This window comes from Bifidobacterium polysaccharolyticum, from assembly GCF_016101585.1.
Lineage (GTDB): Bacteria > Actinomycetota > Actinomycetes > Actinomycetales > Bifidobacteriaceae > Bombiscardovia > Bombiscardovia polysaccharolytica.
The window spans coordinates 586,351-607,022 of record NZ_JACFQG010000001.1 but is presented as its reverse complement, the minus strand read 5'-3'; the positions used below and the strand labels follow the sequence as shown (position 1 = coordinate 607,022).

Genomic DNA, 20,672 nt, shown 5'->3' with positions numbered 1-20,672 from the left:
GGGTATGCATGAGCGCTCATGAAGGTGTTGTTCAGGGTGGCGGATCCGCCCATCGTCGACAGTTGCTGACGACCTTGGCTCTAACTGGGTCGGTCTTCGTAGCTGAAGTCGTCGGCGCCTTGGTCACCCGCAGCCTGGCCTTGCTGGTCGACGCTGGGCACATGATGACCGACATGGCCGTGCTGATCGCATCCACTGTCACCGCTGTGTTGATGGAACGCCGCCCCACAAATCGGCGGACCTGGGGCTGGTCCCGTCTGGAGGTCATCACGGCGGCTGGCGGGGCTTTGGTTCTGTTGGCTGTGGGAATTTACGCCATTGTAGAGGCCGTCTTGCGGCTCTTGTCACCCGGGCGGGACCAGGTCCAGCAACGGGGGCTCCTGCTCTTCTTCGGCATCTTGGGTCTGGCTGCCAATGTGGGGTCCATCCTGGTCCTGGCCTCCGGCCATAAGGACAACCTGAACATGCGTGCCGCTTTTCTCGAAGTGGTCAACGACGCATTGGGCTCTGTGGCGGTCCTGGTATCAGCCGTGGTCATGATGGTCACCGGCTGGGCTGGATTCGATGCTGTAGCGGGAGGCGTAATTGCTCTGCTGATGATTCCCCGCGCAATCAAATTGCTGGCCAGCAGCGTCTCTGTACTTCTTGAGGAGACCCCAGCGGATCTTGATATGGCCAAGGTCAGGAAGCACCTAGAGGGCGTACCCGGCGTACTTGAGGTTCATGACCTGCATGCCAACAGTGTCTCCACCGGCCTGCCGCAGCTGACAGCACACGTGATTGTGCGTCAGGGCACCTCGCCTGTCGAAAACGAACGTATTCTGACCAGCATGCAACGCTGCCTGCGTGATCATTTCCCAGTCTCGGTCGAGCACACTACCTTTCAGATAGAACAGCAGGGGCACCGGGACAGTAGCGGCGAGCATTTGGACATGTAGCCTTCAGACTTTGCGCAGGACGGTGACCACCTTGCCCATGATGACGGCGTGGGTGCCGTCAATGGGGGAGTAGGCAGGGTTGTGGGGAATCAGCCAAACGTGACCGTCCTCGCGGCGGAAGGTCTTTACCGTGGCCCCATCGTCCAGCAGGGCTGCGACGATGTCTCCGTTTTCAGCCTCCTGCTGGCGGCGGACGACCACAAAATCTCCGTCGCAGATGGCGGCATCGACCATGGAATCCCCGTGGACCTCAAGCATGAAGAGCTCGCCGGATCCAGTCAGACGTTCGGGCAGACGCATGACATCATCCACATGCTGCTCGGCCAGAATGGGCTGACCGGCGGCGATTCTGCCGACCAGGGGCACGTCGCGCGATTGCATGATGGCCTCGTCGGTCTGCGTGTCAGGGAAGGGCACGATCCTGGCGGTTCCTGCAGTCGGCTCAGGCTGGTCCTGGACCAGCTCTATGGCACGGCCCTTGTTGGCAGTCAGGCGAATGTATCCCAGATCCTGCAAGACCTGAAGCTGATGCTTGACGGAAGAAGTGCTGCGTAGTCCTGCGTCTTTGCCGATTTCCCTATAGGAGGGCAGGAATCCACGCTCTGACAGGTGCCGCTTGATAGCTTCCAACACCCTGGCCTGGCGATCAGTCAGCTTGGGCCTGGACCCATGCTTCAGGCTCTCGGCGCCGGCTGCTTTTTCTTTCGTTGTGTTCATGGCTGAAGTTTCGGCTGTTTTCTGAGAGTCGGTGCTCTTAGACGCAGTGGATTGGTTGAGAGAGCCCATGGGCGTGGATCCGACAAAAGGGATGGTACTCACGATGGGCTCCTTTCCTAGGAAACTGAACTCAGTCTAACCCGCTTGAAGTGAAAAATCAAACAAATGTTCGAATCGGCCTTGCCAAATGACTATCGCGGTGCCAGAATGAGAACATCTGTTCGATAGAACAAATGTTCGAAAGAGGTGTGCCATGGTTGTTCGTACCTGTGCCAGTTCCAGCATGTCTGCGCCGTCGAACCTGTTTTCGGCCTGCCGGGCGTATGTAAGATCTGTGTTCTCGTCCGTCATGGCTCGTCTTCTTGGAGCTGCAAAAGTATGTGTGTCCGGGCAAGGTTTTGTAGGCGTCATTGTGCGTAGATTCGCGGTTTCTTTGGCTGTCGGCGCTCTGACCCTTGCTGGGGTCGGATGGATGGCTCGACCGGCCAGCTCCGCTCCAGGACCGCAGGAGGTTGTCACCAGAACGGTTCGACCGGGTGATAATGTCTGGTCCTTTGCGACTTCGATCACTCCGCAAGGCGAGGATGTCACAAAAAACGTAGACCGTATCATGCAGATCAACAATATGTCCTCGCCCAATCTGCGCGTTGGTGACCGAATTCTGATTCCCAGTGACGATTGAGGCAGTGTTTTTCGATCCAGGAAATAAATGACGGGACTTCAATGATTTTTCGCATGGATGAATGCACTAGCTGAATTCGAGGAGTATGTCCAGGGTTGTATGCTGATAGGCCCGGTATACGTGGGTCTTGCGGTCCTTAGGCGCTATGATATTGCATATGCACTGTCCTTTCTGCCAGAATCCCGATACCAAGGTTGTAGATACGCGAATCAGTGACGACGGCCATGCCATCAGGCGTCGTCGTGAGTGTCCGCAATGCTCGCGTCGGTTCACCACGGTGGAGACTTCAATCCTCCTGGTCATGAAACGCTCAGGCAATGCTGAGCCCTTCAACCGCGACAAGGTCATCTCTGGCGTGAGGAAGGCCTGTCAGGGCAGGCCCATCGATGAGAATGACCTGAAGCTCCTAGGCCAGCAGGTTGAAGAGGATCTGCGTTCACGCGGCCTGGCTCAGGTCGATTCGGAAGAGGTCGGCAGGGCCATCCTCAAGCCCCTCAGGGAGCTGGACGAGGTGGCTTACCTGCGCTTTGCTTCGGTTTACCGCAACTTCAGCAACCTGGAGGACTTCCAGCAGGCCATTGACACCCTGCGCGCTGAAGATCAGTCTGCTGAAAGCCAATCTCCTACTGTGCAGTCCTGAAATTAGCAATTTTGCCACCGGCCATTGTGACCGGAACAGGTCCACATTGCAGCAGGCTAGTTGCCTCTGTCGGCGTGCGTTGGGATTGGCCTATGGCGGGATTGAACTGTGACGGGGAATAAACAGAGGAGCCAGGCATGATGCAGGCCTGGCACCCAGGTACATCATCCCAGATCCAGCAGCCTCTGATCCTCAGAAGTCTGGGCGATGACCAACTCCTGAGTGGGTCGCGTCATGGCCACATAAAGGTCGGCCGCTGCGCTCAGCCTGGAAGGGGCTTCATCCTGGATGGCTCCAGGCTCAACCAGAACCACGGCATCGAATTCCAGCCCTTTGGTGTGGCCGGTGGTAGTGACCGAGATTTGGTGCTCCTGAGCCTTATCAATATGCAGCCGTGAGCTGACCTCCGCTTCCAGAGCGTTGGGAACGATGATCGCCAGGCGTCCGGTACCGTCTTTGCCCAGATGGCGTTCCGTCAGTTCGCCCACCAGAGCAGGCAGCTGGTCCAGCAGGTTGGCCTGATCGTCAGCTCGCAGGTGGCTGACCGATCCTTCAACCTCGCGGACTGCCTTGAGCGTTGAAACCTCGAGACCCTCGGAGGCTGCGAAGGAGGAGGCCAGGTTGGATACCTGACGAGGGTTGCGATAGTCGATGGTCAGTTGCCTCAGGTCCCATCCGTCCGGTCCGAAAAGCGTGTCCATGGTGGAGGCCCAGGACCGGGTGCCGCCAAGGGCCGCCGTCTGGGCCACGTCTCCTACGATGGTGAAGGACCGGGAAGGGCAGCGCCGGACCAGCATCCTCCAGTCCATGGCCGTCAGCTCCTGGGCTTCGTCGACCACGATGTGCCCGTAGACCCATTCACGGTCGGCGGCCGCCTGAGTGGCTGCCTGGTTATCGTCCTGGCCGTTGATGGAATCCAGCAGCATCTGCGAGGTCACGATGCCTGTGCCAATGCCGTTCTGGGCCAAGGTGTCGCTGGCAAACCGACGTTCTTCATCGCGACGTGCCTTTTCAGCCTGGTCACGATCCGCCTGGCGTGGGTCGGGGCCCAGCAGTTCCATGGCCTCATCCAGGATGGGGATGTCGGATACGGTCAATTCGGCGCCGTCCTGGCGGGTCAGCAGGTCAATCTGTTCCGGGGTCAGCCAGGGGGCGAACCGGCGCAGACGATCCGGCCTGGACCAGAGGTCGTTGACCAGCCAGCGTGGGTTCATAGGTAGCCAGGCCAGATTGAGGGTCCTCCGAACCTGGTCGTTCAGCCGCAGCAATGAGGTGACCCGGGCGAGTTCCTCGGCTCCGGGCTCGTAGTCCACTCCTTCGGCATAACGGGCGGTCATGGCGTTCAGGGCCGAGCGCACAAAGGTGTTTCTGGCCTTGTTGTGGGGCTGGTGACTGCGTCGGGCATCGACCAGAGCTTGCTCCAGGTCAACTGCAAGCATGGGTACGGCAACCCCATCCACCTTGACCGTGGGCAGGGAGGCAGGCACCCGCTCCCGAGAGGCGACGGCGTTGGCTACGGCCTCGGCCATGCGGATGTCTCCCTTGAGCCGGGCCACGTGCGGATCCTCCTGCCGTTCGGTGCTGATGCCGGGGATGAGGTCGCCCAAGGTACGACTGAGCACTCCGGTCTCGCCCAGGGAGGGCAGGACCTGGTCGATGTAGTGCAGGAAGGCGTTGCTAGGCCCGACAATCAGTACGCCTGAACTTTCCAGTCTGCGCCTATGGGTGTAGAGCAGATAGGCTGCCCGGTGCAGGGCCACGGCTGTCTTGCCGGTGCCGGGTCCTCCCTGGACCACCAGCGGGCGGGTCATGGAGGAGCGGATGATCCGGTCCTGTTCAGCCTGGATGGTGGCTACGATGTCGGTCATCTGCCCGGTCCGGCGGCTGGACAGGGATGCCATCAGCGCACCCTCGCCGGCAAGCGTACCGCCCTGGGCTGCCTTGTCTACCTCGGGGGCCGACAAGTCTAGGACTTCATCTTCGATGCCGGTGACTTGGCGGAAGTTGAGGGTGATGTGCCGACGCATGACGATGTCACCGTGGTCCGCCGGTGTGGCCTCGTAGAAGGGGCGTGCGGCCTCGGCCCGCCAGTCGGTCAGGATGGGCTCGTGGTTGCTGTCCAGAAGGCCCAGCCGTCCGATATATCGCCGGCTGCCCTGGTCAGTATCCAGTCTGCCGAAGACCAGACGGTCCTCCACGGCCCGCAGCTGGGTGAGCCGGTCCTCATACATGTTGGCGAAGGAATCCCGCTCGGTGCGCTGGGTAGGGGATCCGTGGGAGCCGGCGGCCCGAACCGCGTCCAGTCTGGTCCTGGCCTGCGTCCGCAGCTCGTCCAGACGGCCGTAGGCCTTGTCCACCGCCGCCTGCTCTTCATGCAGCTGTGAGGAATAGCTCGACATGTGTGTCCGTTCTGTGGAATGTTCAAAAATCGGATGATCCAATATACCGCTCGACCTCTACTTTTTCAGCCCGGCAGACCCTTGGTCGCATCGTCTTTGCCGGGTGGCGAAACGCCGAGGCGGACCCTTTGGTGAGGCAAATGGTTGGGTTTGGGCCTGAAGTGGTGCCATGGTGGTGAGCAATGGGGATAAGTGGGGTAAAGTGGGGAGCATTGCGTAGGGGACGCTACCCGATGGGGCCGTCTCTTGGTTACCAAACTGGCATTGGAGGTGGGGCATGGCTGATACATACGACGCAGAGGCCGCCTCGCCTTCCCTGCCGCCCATGCTTCTGGGCACCTACACGCCCAAGATGGATTCCAAGGGCCGTCTGGCTCTGCCAGCCAAGTTCCGCGCTCAGCTAGGTCAGGGCCTGGTCATGGCCCGCGGCCAGGAACGCTGCGTCACTCTGTTGCCCCCTGAGGAATTTCAGCGGATGGCCGTGCGCATCCAACACACCTCCATGGGCGACAAGTCGGCCAGAGACTACCTGCGTGTATTTCTGTCCGGCGCCGTCGACCAGGTCCCTGACAAGCAGGGCCGCATCCTGGTCCCGCCCATGCTTCGATCCTATGCACGGCTGACCGGCTCTGTTGTGGTCATCGGTGTGGGCACCCGTGCTGAGATCTGGGATCAGGATTCCTGGACTGCCTACTTGGAGAGCAAGGAGCAGGGCTACGCCGATATCGCTGACGATGTTCTTCCGGCGGTGGATTGCTGATGGAGACCCTCATGGAAAATCGCAATCCACCCGACCAGGAAGCTGTGGACAGGGGCATGGTCCACCGTCCCGTTCTGCTGGAGCGTTGCCTTGCACTGGCCCGGCCTGCCTTGGAGCACCCGGGGGCGGTGGCTGTGGATTGCACGCTGGGTTTGGCTGGTCATGCCACCGCCTTCCTCAGGTCCTGCCCTGAGGCCCGTCTTATAGGCATTGACAGGGATCGTCAGGCCCTGGGTCTAGCCACTGGCCGGATGCGCGACGAGGGTCTTGCCTATCGCTTCACGCCGGTGCACGCCCCCTTTGACCAGCTGGACCAGCAGCTGGATGCGCTGGGAGTAGGCCAGGTGGATTTGGTCTTCATGGATCTGGGGCTCTCCTCCCTGCAGATTGACCAGCGCGACAGGGGATTCACCTACCGGCAGGACGCTCCGCTGGACATGCGCATGGATACCAGCCAGGAGCTGACGGCCGCGCAGGTTCTGGCCGAGTATGACCAGGAACACTTGGCCGACATTTTCTCCCGGTATGGGGAGGAGCGCTATGCAAGACGCATCGCACGGGCCATCATCGAGGCCAGGCAGGAACAGCCACTGACCACCTCGGCGCAGCTGGACCGTCTGGTCGACAGGGTCGTGCCGCGTGGCCACCGTCCCCCGGGCAATCCGGCCAAGAGGGTTTTCCAGGCGCTGCGCATCGAGGTCAATGGGGAACTGGACCGTCTGAGGCGCACCCTGCCCCAGGCCATTCTGCGACTGGCTCAGGGAGGTCGTTTGGTCGTGGAGTCCTATCACTCCCTGGAGGACCGCATGGTCAAGCGCTTCATGGCGCCCGGGCTGCATGTGGACCTGCCGGCAGGCATGCCGGTGGTGCCCGATCAGGCCCGCCCCTATCTGTTAGATCTGACTCATGGGGCCATCAAGGCCGATCCTGCCGAGCGGGAACGCAACCCCCGGTCCGCCTCAGTGCGCCTGCGGGCCGTGGAGATGATCGGATCCATTCCCGAGGAGCGTCGTCGTCGGCTTCAGGCCGAGGCAAGTGGTGAGGTTTCAGATGGTCGCCACCGTAATGTTGGCCATGGTTCGGAATCGAGGCGCCGGTCATGAGCATGCCAGCACGTTCAGTCCGTTCCAAGGCATCCCCGGACAAAGGGCATCCCCGCATCCAAGAGATGCCCACCAGGCCTGAGCTCAGTCTGATCAAGGGCACAGGCAAGGCAGGCAAGGCGCGCCAGCCGGAACGAGGTCCAGTGGCTGAGGGAGCCCAGCGTCTGATCGGCTGGACGCGAACCCGCGGCAATCCTCTGCTGCGCATCATGATCTCGGTTGTTTTTCTGGCAGCCTGCATGTTCGGTTCCCTGATGTTGCGCACCCAGATGGTCCAGGACTCTTTCGAGGCCACCCGGGTCCAGCATGAGATCAGTAATCTCAACCAGGATGTCCAGGATGACCAGAACAAGCTCGACCAGCTCCAGGCCTCCCTGCCGGACAAGGCCCAGGAATTGGGCATGCAGCCCCAGCAAGGTCTGAACTCCATCGATCTGCAGGGCTACAAGCCCCCTCAGAACGCCCAGGGCAAGGCGGGGCAACCATGAGCCGCAAGGGAACCAAGGGTTCTTGGCACATCTCCTTCTGCAAGCGTTCGTTGTCTGTAGGCCTGATCCTGATCGTGGTAGCTGCGTTGGCCCTGGGCAAGCTGGCCTACATCCAGCTCTTCGATGGAAGGTCCATAGCCCAGGCCGCTGCGGCAAGTCGCACCGTGCCGCACACCATCAAGGCCCAGCGCGGCCGCATTCTGGATGTCAATGGCCGGGTGCTGGCCCAGAGCCTGGAGCGTTACAACATCATTGGTGACCCCGAGGCTGCGGCTTCCTTCATACCTATCAACTGCACCAAGCGCACAGGCAGCGACTGCCACAGTATCAAGGGTCATCCAGTGGGCGCCGACGGTGCTGCCGGCGTGGCCCGCCTCCTGGCGCCGGCCCTGGGGATGAACGCCATGGAGCTGGGTGGCAAGCTCAGCATCCCTGGAAGATATGTGGTCCTGGCCAAGCGGGTGACTCCCGAGGCCAAGCGCGCTATTGACAAGCTCGGGTTGCAGGGGATCATCACGGCCGAGCTGAGCAGTGAACGCACCTATCCGCATGCGGATCTGATGGGGGCATTGATCGGGGGCATCGACGACAGCGGCAAGGGCGTGGCCGGGATCGAGCAGATGGAAAATCGGCGGCTGACCGGCACTGACGGCTATACGGTCTATCAGCAGGGAATGCTGGGCCAGGAGATCCCGGGAACCGTGACCCGTCAGCGCAATCCGGTCAACGGCAAGGACGTGACCCTGACCATTGATCAGGACGTGCTCTGGTACGTCCGTCAGGCCCTCAAGTCAGGCTGCCAGCGCTACCATGCGGACTGGGGCCTGGCGGTGGTTCAGGACACCCGCACCAACGAGATCGTGGCCCTGGCCGACACCGACGATTACCAGGCGGGTAGCGACCAAGCCAAGGTCAACTCCTCACGGGCGGTGGCGGAGACCTTCGAGCCCGGCTCCATAGGCAAGACCATCTCTGCTGCAGGCATGCTTCAGGAGCAGGTCCACTCCATGAGCGACCGCTTCACCGTGCCCGACCACATCACCGTGGACAACCAGCAGTACAAGGACGCCTTCTACCATCCCGCTGAGCACTGGACTCTTGCCGGCATTCTGCAGAACTCCTCTAACGTGGGCATGATCATGGCCGCGGATCGCTACTCTGATCAGAAGCGTTACGACTATCTGACCCGTTTCGGCATCGGCCAGGCCTCGGCCCTGGGCCTGCCAGGGGAGTCCAAGGGCCTGCTGACCACGCCTCAGACCTGGGACCGCCGCACCCGTAACACGGTTCTGTTCGGCCAAGGCTATGCCACCAACGCCGTTCAGTTGACCAATGCTGTCGCCACCCTGGCCAACAAGGGGGTCCGGTCCGACCAGACCATCATCCGCGGGCAGGGCGCGGTCAAAGCCAATCAAGTCAGGGTCGTGGATGAGAAGGTTGCGGCTGCGGTCATGAACGGCATGGAATCGGTGGCCGAGAAGTACGAGAAGACGGCCAAGGTGGAAGGCTATCGGGTGGCTTCCAAGACCGGAACCGCCGAGGTGGCTGACAGCTCGGGTCACCTGGGCGGCATCATCAGCGACTGGGTGGGGATCCTGCCCGCCGACGACCCCCATTTTGTGGTCACTGTGGCGCTGAAGAACCCTCACAGTAGCGATGGGGTTTTCGGCAGTATGACCGCCGGGCCCATCTTTGCCCAGATCGGTGAATTCCTTATGCAGAAATACCAGGTACCCGCGTCGCAGCCAAGGACCGATGCTATCCCGGTAACATGGTGATACCGGCAGGCATCATGGCGTTCCCGGACGAAGGAGAGATTGCAGCATGAGCGCGCTGAGTGAATCAATCTCCCGACGGTTGACCCTGGGGCAGCTCAAAGGGCGCTACGGGTTGACCCTGGTCCCTGACTTCGCTGAACCAGTCACGGTTACCTCATTGGTGGACGACCTGCCCTCAGTGCGCCCCGGCAGCCTGTACGTGCCTGCAGACCAGCAGGTGGACCAGGGCATGATCGAGGAGGCCGAGCGCCGTGGGGCCTATGCAGCCCTGCTGCCGACTTCGGCCCGCCAAGAGGTGGGACGAGCCCGCATACCCCTGCTCTTCGGCACCATGCACCCCTGGCAGATGGGCCAGCTGCTGGCCAATGCCGCAGGGGATCCTTCGGGAGCCCTGGCTGTCTTCGCCTTGGTCGGTTCCCAGGTGCAGGACCAGGTGGATCTCCTGGCCGACTTCCTGCACGTGTTGGGCAATCCCGTCGGCATTCTCAGTGCCAAGGGCTCGTATTCGCTGGATCGCCGGTTGGACCTCGAATATCCCCTGAGCATGTTCGATGTGCAGCGCAGTCTGTCCATTACGCTGGAGGACGGGGCGGCCGCTGTAGTCATCTCCGTGGATGAACAGACCCTGGCCAAGGATGCCCTGCAGGCGGTGGACCTGGATGTGGTGGCCCTGGGCGCCCAGGAGGGCTCCACCCGCGATATGCGACACTTGCGGCTGATTTCCAAGGCCCGCCGATATGGGTTCAACCTGGGCGGGCATACCATCGTGGCCCGGCGCAACGAGGAATCAGACGGACTGGCCCGCCAGTCCCTGCCCGCAGACGCAGAAAGTGACGACCTGTCCCTGTGCATCGCCATGACCATGGCCGCCGGCGTCAAACGCAACAACATCAGGAGCGCCCTGCGTGTCTCCCGTGAAATGTCCTGAGAGGTGAGGATGAGTCAGTCTGTAGGGGCCGGGTCCATGCCCATGACCCTGGAAGAGGTCGTCGAATATGTGCACGGTCGGCTGGTCGAGGCCGGTCCTGGTCGCGAACCCGATCGCAGGTCTGTGCGCATGCGGGTGGTGACGGACTCCCGGCAGGTGGAAGCCGATGGGCTCTTCATAGCCATCAAGGGCGAGCACGTGGACGGGCATGACTATGTTCCCGGCCTGGGGGCCAAGGGCTGCCGCGCGGCCTTGGTCGATCACCTCGTTCCGGGCGCTGACCTGCCGCAGATTCTTGTGGACGATACGGTTGCTGCCCTGGGGCTGCTGGCACGGGCCAACATAGACCGTCGGCGCAAGGACTCAGGCCCCTTCACGGTCATCGGCATCACCGGTTCTGTCGGCAAGACCACGACCAAGGATCTGCTGGCTTCCCTGCTGGCCCTGTTGGGTTCTGTGGTGGCTCCGGTCGGGTCTTTCAACAATGAGATCGGTCTTCCTCTGACTGCCTTGGAGGTCGGGCCGGACACCCGCTACCTTGTGGCGGAGATGGGTGCCAATCACGTGGGCGAGATAGCAAGCCTTACCCGGATGGTTCCTCCGGACATGGCCCTGGTCCTCAAGGTGGGGGTGGCCCACCTGGGTGAATTCGGCTCCGTGGAGCGCATCGCCCAAGCCAAGAGCGAGATCGTGCAAGGTTTGGTGCCGGGTGGGACCGCCGTGCTCAATGCAGACGATTCCCGGGTGGCGGCCATGGCCGATCTGGCCTCTGGGCCTGTTCTGCGGTTTGGCTTGGCCACTGAGGACAGCGGGCAGGACCGCGACCTGGATGGTTCGGCTCGCTACTTGGACAGTGACAGCCTGGACAGGCCGACCTTCGAGCTGCGCCTGTGTGGCCAGCAGCCGGTTCGGCTTCGTCTGGGCATCCCGGGACGACACAATGTCATGAACGCCCTGGCTGCCGCCACGGTGGCCCACGCCCTGGGTTTGGATGCAGAGCGTATCGCCGATGAGCTCGGTCGACAGCAGCGGATCAGCCCGCATCGGATGGCCGTGTCTTCGGTCCAGTTGCCGGGTGCCTCCTTCACTCTGATCGATGATTCCTTCAACGCCAATCCCGACTCCGTGCGGGCAGGTCTGGATGCCCTGGCTGCCTGGAGGGGATTCGATGGCCCGGTCTATCGGATAGCGGTCTTAGGAGTCATGCTCGAGCTCGGCGATCGAGGGGAGCAGCTGCACCAGGAGATCGGTGCCTATTGCCGTCGTCAGGACATTGATGCATTGGTCGCAGTGGGTTGCCGGAATCAGCAGATGGACGGTCTGGTCCAGGCCCTGGTCCGTGGTGCCGGCGGCCCGTCTGATCCGAGCGATGATCAGCCGGGGGCCATGCGGGTACTCTTTGCTCAGGACGCTGACCAGGCTGACCAGATGGTCCGCCGTCTGTGCGCCAAGCATTCGGACCGGAAGAATCTTGTCCTGCTCAAGGGCTCGCACATGTCCGGCCTGTCCGCTCTGGCCGACCGGTGGCAGGGCTGAGCTATGAATCTACTGGCATCCCCGCAGCGGGGTCTAATGTTCAAGGACAGAATCCAAGAGTTGGAGTACACACTGTGATTGCCCTCATCATCGGAATCCTGGTCGCCCTAGTGGTGACGCTGGCGGGGACCCCCCTGCTGATACGGCTGGTCCATCGGCTGCACTACGGCCAGTACATCCGCCAGGACGGGCCCAAGTCCCACCTGGTCAAGCGTGGTACGCCGACCATGGGCGGGCTGGTCATCAACCTGGCCATCCTGCTGGGCTGGGCAGCCTCGGCGCTTTACCGCTACCTGTCGCGGGGGGAATCCGTGTCCCTGTCTGCCATGCTGGTTCTATTCGCCATGCTCTCCATGGGCTTACTGGGCTTCATTGACGACTTCGCCAAGGTGCGCAAGAAGCAGAACCTGGGCCTGTCGGTCAGGGCCAAGTTCACCGGCCAGTTTATTCTGGCCACAATATACGCGGTGCTGGCCCTGAAACTGCCCACCAAAAATGGCTACCCCAGCGCACAGGCGGGCATATCCTTCGTGGAGCAGCCCATCATCGACTTCCGAATGGCGGGCAGCGTCCTTTCCGTGGTGTTATTCATCATCTGGGTCAATCTGCTGATGACGGCCTGGAGCAATGCGGTCAACCTGACCGACGGCCTGGACGGGCTGGCGTCGGGCTCCTCCATGATCGCCTTCGTGGGTTACACGATCATCGCCTTCTGGGAGAGCTACCACTTGAAGGGCGGCGGCCATCCAGGCCATGCCTACGCTGTCTCCGACCCCCTGGACCTGGCCATCATCGCCTGCTGCGCTGCTGTGGCCTGCTTCGGCTTCCTCTGGTACAACACCAATCCGGCCTCCATCTTCATGGGAGACACGGGATCCCTGGCTCTGGGCGGGCTCTTCGCAGCCCTGTCCATCGCTACCCATACCGAACTGCTGGCGGTCATCCTGGGCGGGCTTTTTGTGGGAGAGACCGCCTCCGATGTCATCCAGGTGGGCTACTTCAAACTCACCCACAAGCGGGTCTTCAAGATGGCTCCCATCCACCACCACTTCGAGCTGATGGGCTGGCAGGAGTCCAAGGTGGTTGTCCGGTTCTGGATGGTGGACCTGATCTTCGTCCTGTTGGCCTTGGTCTGCTTCTATGCAGACTGGGTGGTCCGCTCCGGACTGCCCATCTGAGTGCGTCCATTCACGGTACCGGACTTTCGGCAGCCGGTATCATGCCAAGCAGATGCCGGAGCTAGCGGAATGAGGTGTTCATGGATATGGACTTGAGCCAGAAGCGTGTACTGGTCGCCGGGCTGGGCATTTCCGGACGGAGCGTGGCCGCAGCCCTGCGAGGCCGGGCGGCCGGAGTGACCACTGTGGACCAGCGCGCCCCGCAGGCCGATCTTCGTGACTTTGACCAGGTGGACTGGAGTCGGGTGGATCTGGTCATGGCTTCGCCAGTCTTCAATCCGCGCACCCCATTTATCCTTGAGGCGCAGCGTCGGGGCATCCCCGTGGTCAGCGAGGTGGAGATGGCTTGGCTGCTACGGGTACCCTCAGCCCGGACAGGCCGGCCGGCACCCTGGATCGGGATCACCGGCACCAACGGCAAGACCTCGACCACCAGGATGGTCTCCGCCATGATGCAGGCCAGCGGGTTCACGGCCCCTGCGGTGGGCAATATCGGCAAGGCCGTCTCCACAGCCGTCCTGGATCCCGACAATGACATGCTCTGCGTTGAGCTAAGCTCCTTCCAGCTGCATTTCACCTTCTCGCCGGCCCTGGAGTGCGCGGCCATCACCAATCTGGCCGACGACCACCTGGATTGGCACGGGGGCTTCGAGGCCTACGCGGCCGACAAGGCGCGTATCTACAGGGGCGTGCGCAAGGCCCTGGTCTACAACGCCGATGACTCCCGGGTCTCCAACCTGGCCAGACAGGCGCAGCCAGCCCCAGGTTGCCGACGGGTGGGCTTCACCCTGGGCCGGCCCGAGTCTGGGCAGCTGGGCGTGGAGGACGGCTGGGTCATGGACCGCAGCGGAATGACCGGTCAGGACCGTGATGAGGGCATCAGGCTGGTCCGGGTGGCCGACCTGACGGATCTGTGTGAGCCTGACGGCACGGTCTACCCTCACCTGCTGGCCGACGCTCTCTGTGCCCTGGCTCTGGCACTGGGTGCTGGAGCCAAGGTCGATGCGGCGATCGAGGCCATGCGCGCTTTCACGCCCGGCGACCACAGGATTAGCACCGTGGCCTCTCTGGGCCAGGGTGCGCAGGCCATCCGCTTTGTAGACGATTCCAAGGCCACCAACGCCCATGCGGCCGAGGCTTCCCTGGCCAGCTACCATGACGGCCAGGTGGTCTGGCTGGCCGGTGGACTGGCCAAGGGCGCACGCTTCGACGATCTGGTCCGGTCCCGCAGGTCCAAGCTGGCCGCAGCCGTGGTCATCGGTCAGGACCAGCAGCCCATGGTCCAAGCCATCAAGGACCAGGCGCCCGATCTGCCGGTTACCTTGATTGATCCTGGTGCTGGAGATCAGGTCATGGCCCGGGCTGTTCGTGCGGCTGGCTCCTATGCACAGCCCGGCCAGGTGGTCCTGCTGGCACCTGCCTGCGCCTCTATGGATCAGTTCGCCTCCTATGCTGACCGGGGCGACCAGTTTGCCCAGCAGGCCAAACAGTGGGTCCACGAGCATGAAACGCAACACTGATCCGAGCAAGGCCCACTCACGAGGGTCTGGCAGCAAGGGAGACTACCGGGGCTGGCGGGCCATTCTCAACCCGCTCTGGTGCTACTACGGCTTTCTGGCCACAGTCGTCGCCACCACGGTCTTCGGCCTGATGATGGTATTCTCCTCTTCGGCTGTGGATCTGGTGGCCCAGGGCAGCTCACCCTGGAGTCAGGTCATCCGCCAGACCATATACGCAGTGTTGGGGCTTTTGCTGGCCCTTCTGGCCGTGAGGATCAGCATTGATCATTACCGGAACTGGAGCACCTGGTTTCTGATTGCCAGCCAGGGCATCCAGCTGTTGACTCGCACCCCGCTCGGGCGCTCCGCCAACGGCAACGAGGGATGGATCTCGATAGGGGGCATCTCCATGCAGCCGGCCGAGCTGCTCAAACTGGCCCTGTGTCTGTGGCTGCCCCAGGCACTGATCGAAGCCCAGCGGCAGCTCGGCAAGGATTCTGACCTGAAAAGCCTGGCCAAGGCCTATGCCAAGCCGGCCTTCGGCTTTCTGATCAGCTTCATGTTCATCATGCTGGGCAAGGATCTGGGGACCGCCATGATCATCGTCATCATTGGCTTCGTGGCCTTCCTGGTCTCAGGCTTCCCCCTGCGCTGGCTGCTCAGCCTGGCGGTCCTGGGGATGGCTGCGGTCATCGGTTTTTCGGTCTATGGCAACAGTAACCGGACCCAGCGGATCATGGCCGCCTACGGCAAGTGCTCGGCGGATGACATCCAGGGTGTCTGCTACCAGTCCATCCATGGGCTCTACGCCATGGCTTCGGGAGGATTGACCGGAGTCGGTCTGGGCAACTCCAGGGAGAAGTGGAACTATCTGCCCGAGGCGCACAATGACTTCATCTTCGCTGTCATCGGCGAGGAGCTGGGTTTTGTCGGGGCGGCTATGCTTATTCTGGTCTTCGTGGTCATGGGTTGGTGCATGCTGAGAATCGCCCTGACTACCAGGAACCGGTATGCGGGCATGGTGTTGATTTGCCTGGATGTGTGGCTGGTGGGCCAAGCCCTGATCAACATCTGTGTGGTTCTGGGTCTGCTGCCGGTCATTGGGCTGCCCCTACCCTTCGTGTCGGCTGGAGGGACCGCCCTGATCTCCTGCCTGGCTTCGGCCGGGGTGGCTCTGAAGATGATTCGGACCCAACCAGACGTGATGGCGGCCATGGCGGCCACAGACGGGTCCTGAGATGCGGAATGGACATGGCGGAAAGGAAGCGGATTCGCGGATGACGACAGCGACGAGGACCGAGAAAGGGATGCCTGGGGATGCCCAGGAGCATTCCGGGAAAGGTGCTGGTCCCCATCTGGTGCTGGCCGGGGGAGGGACGGCAGGGCATGTCAACCCCCTGCTCAGTGTGGCTGCGGCCATTAGGGAGCGCTGCCCGCAGGCTTTTGTCAGCGTAATTGGCACTGCTGTCGGGCTGGAGCACGACCTGGTGCCGGCCGCCGGACTTCCCCTTGACCTGATTGAGAAGGTGCCCTTCCCTCGTCGTCCTGGCAAGGCCGCACTAGACTTCCCCCGGCGTTGGCGGCGTGAGGTGCAGCGAGTCCGAGGGTATTTGCAGGATCGGTCAGCCGATCTGGTGGTCGGCTTTGGCGGTTATGCCTCGGCGCCGGCATACAGGGCCGCACGGAACCTGGGTCTGCCCATCGTCGTCCACGAGCAGAACGCCCGGGCGGGCATGGCCAACAAGCTGGGTGCCCGCTGGGCCGATTTCGTAGGTACAGCCTATGAGAATACAGGCATACGGGCCCGGTCCGGAGTACCAGTGCGCCGCGTGGGTCTGCCTTTGCGGCCGACCATCGCCCGACTGGCTAAGCAGATGGAGGCTGACCCTGCAGGAGCCCGCCGGGAGTCTGCGCATTCTCTGGGGTTGGATCCCGATAGGCCCATCCTGCTGGTGACTGGAGGATCCTTGGGAGCGCTCAGCCTGAACAAGGCGGTGGCTGGCGCAGCCCGGCAGCTGCTGGATCGGACACAGGTCATCCATCTGACGGGCCGTGGCAAGGCCGACCAGGTCAGGGAACAAGTGACGGCTGACCTGGGCGATGCGGCTATCAACGATCTGGACCCGGCTCACCGGGGCCAGGGGGACTACCATATGGCTGAATACCTGGAGCGGATCGATTTGGCCTTCGCCTGTGCTGATCTGGTGGTCTGCAGGGCTGGTGCAGGTTCTGTCAGCGAGCTGGCCGCCCTGGGCGTGCCGGCCGTCTACGTGCCCCTGCCCATCGGCAATGGTGAGCAGCGGTTCAATGCCCAACCGGTCGTTGATGCCGGGGGAGGGCTCATGGTCGATGATGCGGCCTTGGATGCTAAATGGATAGCCGACCACATTCCTGCCCTTATGGCCAACGGGGATAGGCTGGCTGACATGCGCCGCCGAGCCTGGGGGTACGGGATTCGCGATGCCGCTCAGGTGATGGCCGAGCAGATCCTGACCATGGCCGACCAACACCTTGCCCGCAAGGACTCTGGGAGGGACTAATCGGGCATAATGGAGGCAGAAGATGCGCGGCCGTCCTGAATGGTCCTGAACTGTTGGAGGAGATGCAACTACTGTGCCCAAGCATGAATTGAATACAGTGCCCGGTCGGCAGGACGGCGGTGACAGGTCCCTGCCGGTCCTGGATCCCTGCCTGCCCGCTCTGGCCCAGGCCGGAGTGTGCGACCCCAAGGATCTGGGGCCCACACACTTCATCGGCATCGGCGGTGCCGGGATGAGCGTGCTGGCCGAGATGCTCCACCAGGAGGGGGTGCAGGTCTCCGGATCCGACCGTGCTGAGGGGGACAAGACCCGACGCCTGCGTCAGCTAGGAATCCGGGTCGTCATCGGTCAACAAGCCAGCAATGTGGCCGGGGCCCGCACGGTGGTCTGGTCCAGTGCTATCAAACCTGACAATCCCGAGATTCTGGCAGCTCGTGACGCGGGCGCCCGGCTGGTCCATCGCAGCGACATTCTGGCCCTGCTTATGGCCTCTAGGATTTCAGTCACCGTGGCCGGAGCCCACGGCAAGACCACCACCAGCGCGCTCTTGGCCCACCTGCTGACCAAGGGCGGACGAGGGGATCTGGCTGATCCCAGCTACGCCATCGGGGGCAGCCTCCAGAGCAGCCAGGGGCCTATGGACGGCGGGCACGTGGGAGCCGGACGGGTTCTAGTGGCCGAAGCGGACGAGTCCGACGGCAGCTTTGGCAAGTACACTCCTGACATCGCTATCATCACCAACGTGGAGCCCGACCATCTAGACCACTACGGCACGGCTGATGCCTTCCACCAGGCCTTTGTGGAACATGCCCGGCATGCCCGACGTTTCCTGGTGATTTGCGGGGACGACCAGGGGGCCCTGGAGGTGTTGCGGCGGCTGCAAGGGGACTGCCGCGCCAAGATCATCGTCTATGCATCAGATCCCCAGCTGAGCATTGACTCCCTGCATGGGGTTCTGGGCTTGGTCCGCATCGGGTCCGAGTCCGAGAGCAGCGGCAGCGGCCGTGAACATTGCCGTCTGGCTCTCCCCGTGCAGGTGCTTCAGGCGGCAGGGTTGGATGCCAGCAAGCCGCTCGATCTGCAGGTGGATTTGGCGATTCCCGGCATCCACAACGCCCGTAATGCAGCAGCAGCCGTCATCGCCGCCGTCCTGCTGGGGATGGATCCTGATACGGCCGCCGCTTCCGCCGCCGACTTCCGTGGTGCCTCTCGACGCTTCGAGGTCCGCGGATGCCAGCATGGGGTCACCGTAGTGGACGATTACGCCCATCATCCCACGGAGATCGCCGCCCTGCTCACCGCCGCCAGGCGACGCTATCCGGGCCGGACCATCAGGGTGCTCTTCCAGCCTCACCTGTATTCGCGCACCGCCATCTTCGCCGACCGGTTCGCTGCTGCTCTGTCCCTAGCGGACGATGTGACGGTAACTGACATCTTCCCTGCCCGTGAGCTGGCCAGCGATTTTCCGGGCGTGGATGCCGGCACCATCCCTGCCACCGCCCGCAAGGCATCGGACCACAAGCCCCAGGACTCAGGGCATAAGTCGACTGAGACCGTCTTCCGGGCCTGTTCGGACATGCGTCAGGCCGCTCTGGATCTGGCCGAACGAGCGGAGCCTGGGGATGTGATCCTGACCGTGGGCGCCGGCGATGTCACGGCCATGGGGCCGGTCATTCTCGATAAGCTGGCTGAACGGGATGAGCAGTGAAGAACGGCAAGAGTCGCAGGGCCTCCAGCGGAGCCTCGTCCAGAACCAGGGCAGTCCGGGCTGCAAAGGCCGCACGGACTGCCCGGTCTGGGCGCACCAGGCCTTCGGAAGAGGAGCAGCGGACCGGTAGAACCGCCAGATCGGGCAAGTCGGCCGCCTCCGATGCTTCGGCACAGGCCAGCCGGTCCAAGGTGGAAAAAACAGGTGGTGAGGGCAGGCGCCTTAAGCGGTCCAAGCGTTTCAAAGGTTCGAAGCGTTTCAGGGGTCGTCCGAGTCGTTCCAAGAATACAAGCAGCTCACGTACTCGTAGCGCCAGATCCGCCTCATCATCCTCCCGCGCTCTGATAAAAGGCAGTAGCGTATCAGTCTCCAGGTCTGCGGCATCCAAGTCCGCGACCTCACGCTCGACAAGTTCGGCCGGAGGATTCGTCGATGCCCGGGCCATACCGCCGGACCGACCCGTCTCAGGCAGAATAGGCACTGATCAGGAAGATCAGGGGCTGGGGATTTTTGTTCGGCCCAAGGTTCTGGATTTTCAGGCTCGGGTGCGCGAGAAGAAGAAGGTCAGCCGCAGGCTGGTCCTGATCCGGACGGGTGTCGTCGTCGTGGTCATGGCTCTGATAGCAGGACTGGCATGGTTGCTTTTTCTCTCGCCGGTCTTTCGCCTGCAGACCGACAAGATCAACGTCAGTGGCGGCAATGCCTGGGTGTCCAACGATCGAGTGGTCTCAATCGTGGCCAATCAGGGTGATCGCTCTCTGCTGCTGATTTCCACCAATGGCGTCGAGCAGGAGATCAGCGGCATGGCCGGGGTGACCGATGCCAAGGTCCGTAAGAGTTTTCCGCATGGTCTGGAGGTGACCTTCGATGCCCAGGAGCCTACTGCGGTCTTCAAGGATGCGCAGCGGAAACTGACGGCTGTAGACAGGCAGGGCAGGGTGCTCAATACTGTGTCCAAGCCAGTGGAGGGGGTGCCGGTCATCCAGGTTGCCACCGTCAAGCGTGCCCAGCAGGATCAGGCGGTCAGGCAGACTCTTCGGATTCTGTCAACCATGCCGGAGGCCATGCGCCATTCGGTGACCAAGGTGACTGCGAAAACCCAAGACTCCATCACCACCGAGCTGGACCAGGGCAAACATGTGATCATCTGGGGTGATGGCTCTGATCTGAAGCTCAAGCAGGCCGTGGTCGACAAGATCATCAACGATCCATCCAAGATTGGCGATAAGCATCAGCTGGATGTCTCGGCGCCCCTTAGGCCCATTGTCAAATAGTCGTTGAAGGAGCTGCCGGCTTCATCAACCTGTCGGTGTCCAGCAGGATGGTCACCGGTCCGTCGTTGACCAGATCCACTCGCATGTGGGCGCCGAAGCGTCCGACGGCAACCGGCACACCGGTTGCCGCCAGGGCCCGGTTCAGATCCTGCCAGACGCTTTGGGCGTGTTGGGGCTCTCCCGCAGCCATGAAGCTGGGACGGTTGCCGCGACGAAGGTCCGCGTAAAGAGTGAACTGGGAGATGGAAAGGATGGAGCCGCCACAGTCCAGGATCGACCGGTTCATCCGGCCCTTCTCGTCGGCGAAGATGCGCATCCGGGTCAGCTTGCGGACGGCATAGTCCACCTGGTCTGCCCCGTCGCCATCCTGGACGGCTACCAGAAGCATGAGCCCCATGCCGATGCTCTGGGGTTTAAAATCGGGATTCGGCCGCCCCTGCTCATCGACAACATCGACCCGGGCACGGCTGACCCGCTGTATGACGATTCTCATGGTTCCAGTCT

At 62.3% G+C, this 20,672-nt stretch carries 17 protein-coding genes; 14 read left to right on the top strand and 3 right to left on the bottom strand.

Annotation, left to right across the window (positions count from 1 at the left end):
* Nucleotides 1-8: 8 nt before the first annotated feature.
* Nucleotides 9-938: a cation diffusion facilitator family transporter gene (locus tag H3T90_RS02450; RefSeq protein ID WP_121913731.1), complete on the top strand. Its 930-nt coding sequence runs from the start codon at nucleotides 9-11 to the stop codon at nucleotides 936-938.
* A 3-nt stretch (nucleotides 939-941) separates the two neighbouring features.
* On the opposite strand, the gene lexA is transcribed toward H3T90_RS02450, so the two are convergent.
* Nucleotides 942-1,655: a transcriptional repressor LexA gene (gene lexA, locus H3T90_RS02445; RefSeq protein ID WP_232346878.1), complete on the bottom strand. Its 714-nt coding sequence runs from the start codon at nucleotides 1,653-1,655 to the stop codon at nucleotides 942-944.
* A gap of 839 nt (nucleotides 1,656-2,494) precedes the next feature.
* Between lexA and nrdR the strand changes: the two genes are divergently transcribed.
* Entirely contained in the window at nucleotides 2,495-2,977 is a 483-nt protein-coding gene (gene nrdR, locus H3T90_RS02435; protein ID WP_046322678.1) for a transcriptional regulator NrdR, read from the top strand.
* 164 nt (nucleotides 2,978-3,141) lie between these two features.
* Here the strand turns inward: nrdR and H3T90_RS02430 are convergent, their stop codons facing one another.
* Entirely contained in the window at nucleotides 3,142-5,376 is a 2,235-nt protein-coding gene (locus H3T90_RS02430) for a HelD family protein (RefSeq protein ID WP_198229465.1), read from the bottom strand.
* Nucleotides 5,377-5,653: 277 nt separating this feature from the next.
* On the opposite strand from H3T90_RS02430, the gene mraZ reads away from it, so the two are divergent.
* The 12 genes from mraZ (at nucleotide 5,654) to H3T90_RS09020 (ending at nucleotide 20,168) form a co-directional block, all read left to right on the top strand.
* Complete coding sequence (mraZ, locus tag H3T90_RS02425; protein WP_198207184.1) at nucleotides 5,654-6,136, top strand: division/cell wall cluster transcriptional repressor MraZ; 483 nt, start codon at nucleotides 5,654-5,656, stop codon at nucleotides 6,134-6,136.
* Nucleotides 6,137-6,147: 11 nt separating this feature from the next.
* The gene (gene rsmH / locus H3T90_RS02420; protein WP_408610679.1) at nucleotides 6,148-7,239 is read left to right on the top strand and encodes a 16S rRNA (cytosine(1402)-N(4))-methyltransferase RsmH; all 1,092 of its coding nucleotides are present in this window, start codon (nucleotides 6,148-6,150) and stop codon (nucleotides 7,237-7,239) included.
* Nucleotides 7,236-7,727, top strand: coding sequence for a cell division protein FtsL (locus H3T90_RS02415; RefSeq protein ID WP_198229464.1), 492 nt, complete (start codon nucleotides 7,236-7,238; stop codon nucleotides 7,725-7,727). The genes rsmH and H3T90_RS02415 overlap by 4 nt, the downstream gene beginning before the upstream one ends.
* The gene (locus tag H3T90_RS02410; RefSeq protein WP_198229463.1) at nucleotides 7,724-9,505 is read left to right on the top strand and encodes a peptidoglycan D,D-transpeptidase FtsI family protein; all 1,782 of its coding nucleotides are present in this window, start codon (nucleotides 7,724-7,726) and stop codon (nucleotides 9,503-9,505) included. Before H3T90_RS02415 ends, H3T90_RS02410 begins: the two co-directional genes overlap by 4 nt.
* 46 nt (nucleotides 9,506-9,551) lie before the next feature.
* On the top strand, nucleotides 9,552-10,433 hold the full coding sequence (locus tag H3T90_RS02405; RefSeq protein ID WP_046322684.1) for a hypothetical protein: 882 nt from the start codon (nucleotides 9,552-9,554) through the stop codon (nucleotides 10,431-10,433).
* A 9-nt stretch (nucleotides 10,434-10,442) separates the two neighbouring features.
* Nucleotides 10,443-11,969: a UDP-N-acetylmuramoyl-tripeptide--D-alanyl-D-alanine ligase gene (locus H3T90_RS02400; RefSeq protein ID WP_198229462.1), complete on the top strand. Its 1,527-nt coding sequence runs from the start codon at nucleotides 10,443-10,445 to the stop codon at nucleotides 11,967-11,969.
* 74 nt (nucleotides 11,970-12,043) lie between these two features.
* Nucleotides 12,044-13,147: a phospho-N-acetylmuramoyl-pentapeptide-transferase gene (mraY, locus tag H3T90_RS02395; RefSeq protein ID WP_198229461.1), complete on the top strand. Its 1,104-nt coding sequence runs from the start codon at nucleotides 12,044-12,046 to the stop codon at nucleotides 13,145-13,147.
* Between the two features lie 80 nt (nucleotides 13,148-13,227).
* Nucleotides 13,228-14,667, top strand: a complete 1,440-nt coding sequence (murD, locus tag H3T90_RS02390; RefSeq protein ID WP_198229460.1) for a UDP-N-acetylmuramoyl-L-alanine--D-glutamate ligase — start codon at nucleotides 13,228-13,230, stop codon at nucleotides 14,665-14,667.
* The gene (locus H3T90_RS02385) at nucleotides 14,651-15,883 is read left to right on the top strand and encodes a peptidoglycan glycosyltransferase FtsW (protein WP_198229459.1); all 1,233 of its coding nucleotides are present in this window, start codon (nucleotides 14,651-14,653) and stop codon (nucleotides 15,881-15,883) included. The genes murD and H3T90_RS02385 overlap by 17 nt, the downstream gene beginning before the upstream one ends.
* Nucleotides 15,884-15,953: 70 nt before the next feature.
* Nucleotides 15,954-17,186 carry a UDP-N-acetylglucosamine--N-acetylmuramyl-(pentapeptide) pyrophosphoryl-undecaprenol N-acetylglucosamine transferase gene (locus H3T90_RS02380; protein WP_198229585.1) on the top strand — a complete coding sequence of 411 codons (1,233 nt, stop codon included), beginning with the start codon at nucleotides 15,954-15,956 and terminating at the stop codon, nucleotides 17,184-17,186.
* A gap of 97 nt (nucleotides 17,187-17,283) precedes the next feature.
* Complete coding sequence (gene murC / locus H3T90_RS02375) at nucleotides 17,284-18,894, top strand: UDP-N-acetylmuramate--L-alanine ligase (RefSeq protein WP_408610684.1); 1,611 nt, start codon at nucleotides 17,284-17,286, stop codon at nucleotides 18,892-18,894.
* Nucleotides 18,891-20,168, top strand: coding sequence for a cell division protein FtsQ/DivIB (locus tag H3T90_RS09020; protein WP_332468223.1), 1,278 nt, complete (start codon nucleotides 18,891-18,893; stop codon nucleotides 20,166-20,168). Before murC ends, H3T90_RS09020 begins: the two co-directional genes overlap by 4 nt.
* Here the strand turns inward: H3T90_RS09020 and dtd are convergent.
* Nucleotides 20,161-20,661, bottom strand: coding sequence for a D-aminoacyl-tRNA deacylase (gene dtd / locus H3T90_RS02365; protein WP_198190612.1), 501 nt, complete (start codon nucleotides 20,659-20,661; stop codon nucleotides 20,161-20,163). The two genes, H3T90_RS09020 and dtd, sit on opposite strands and share 8 nt — an antisense overlap.
* Nucleotides 20,662-20,672: the final 11 nt, after the last annotated feature.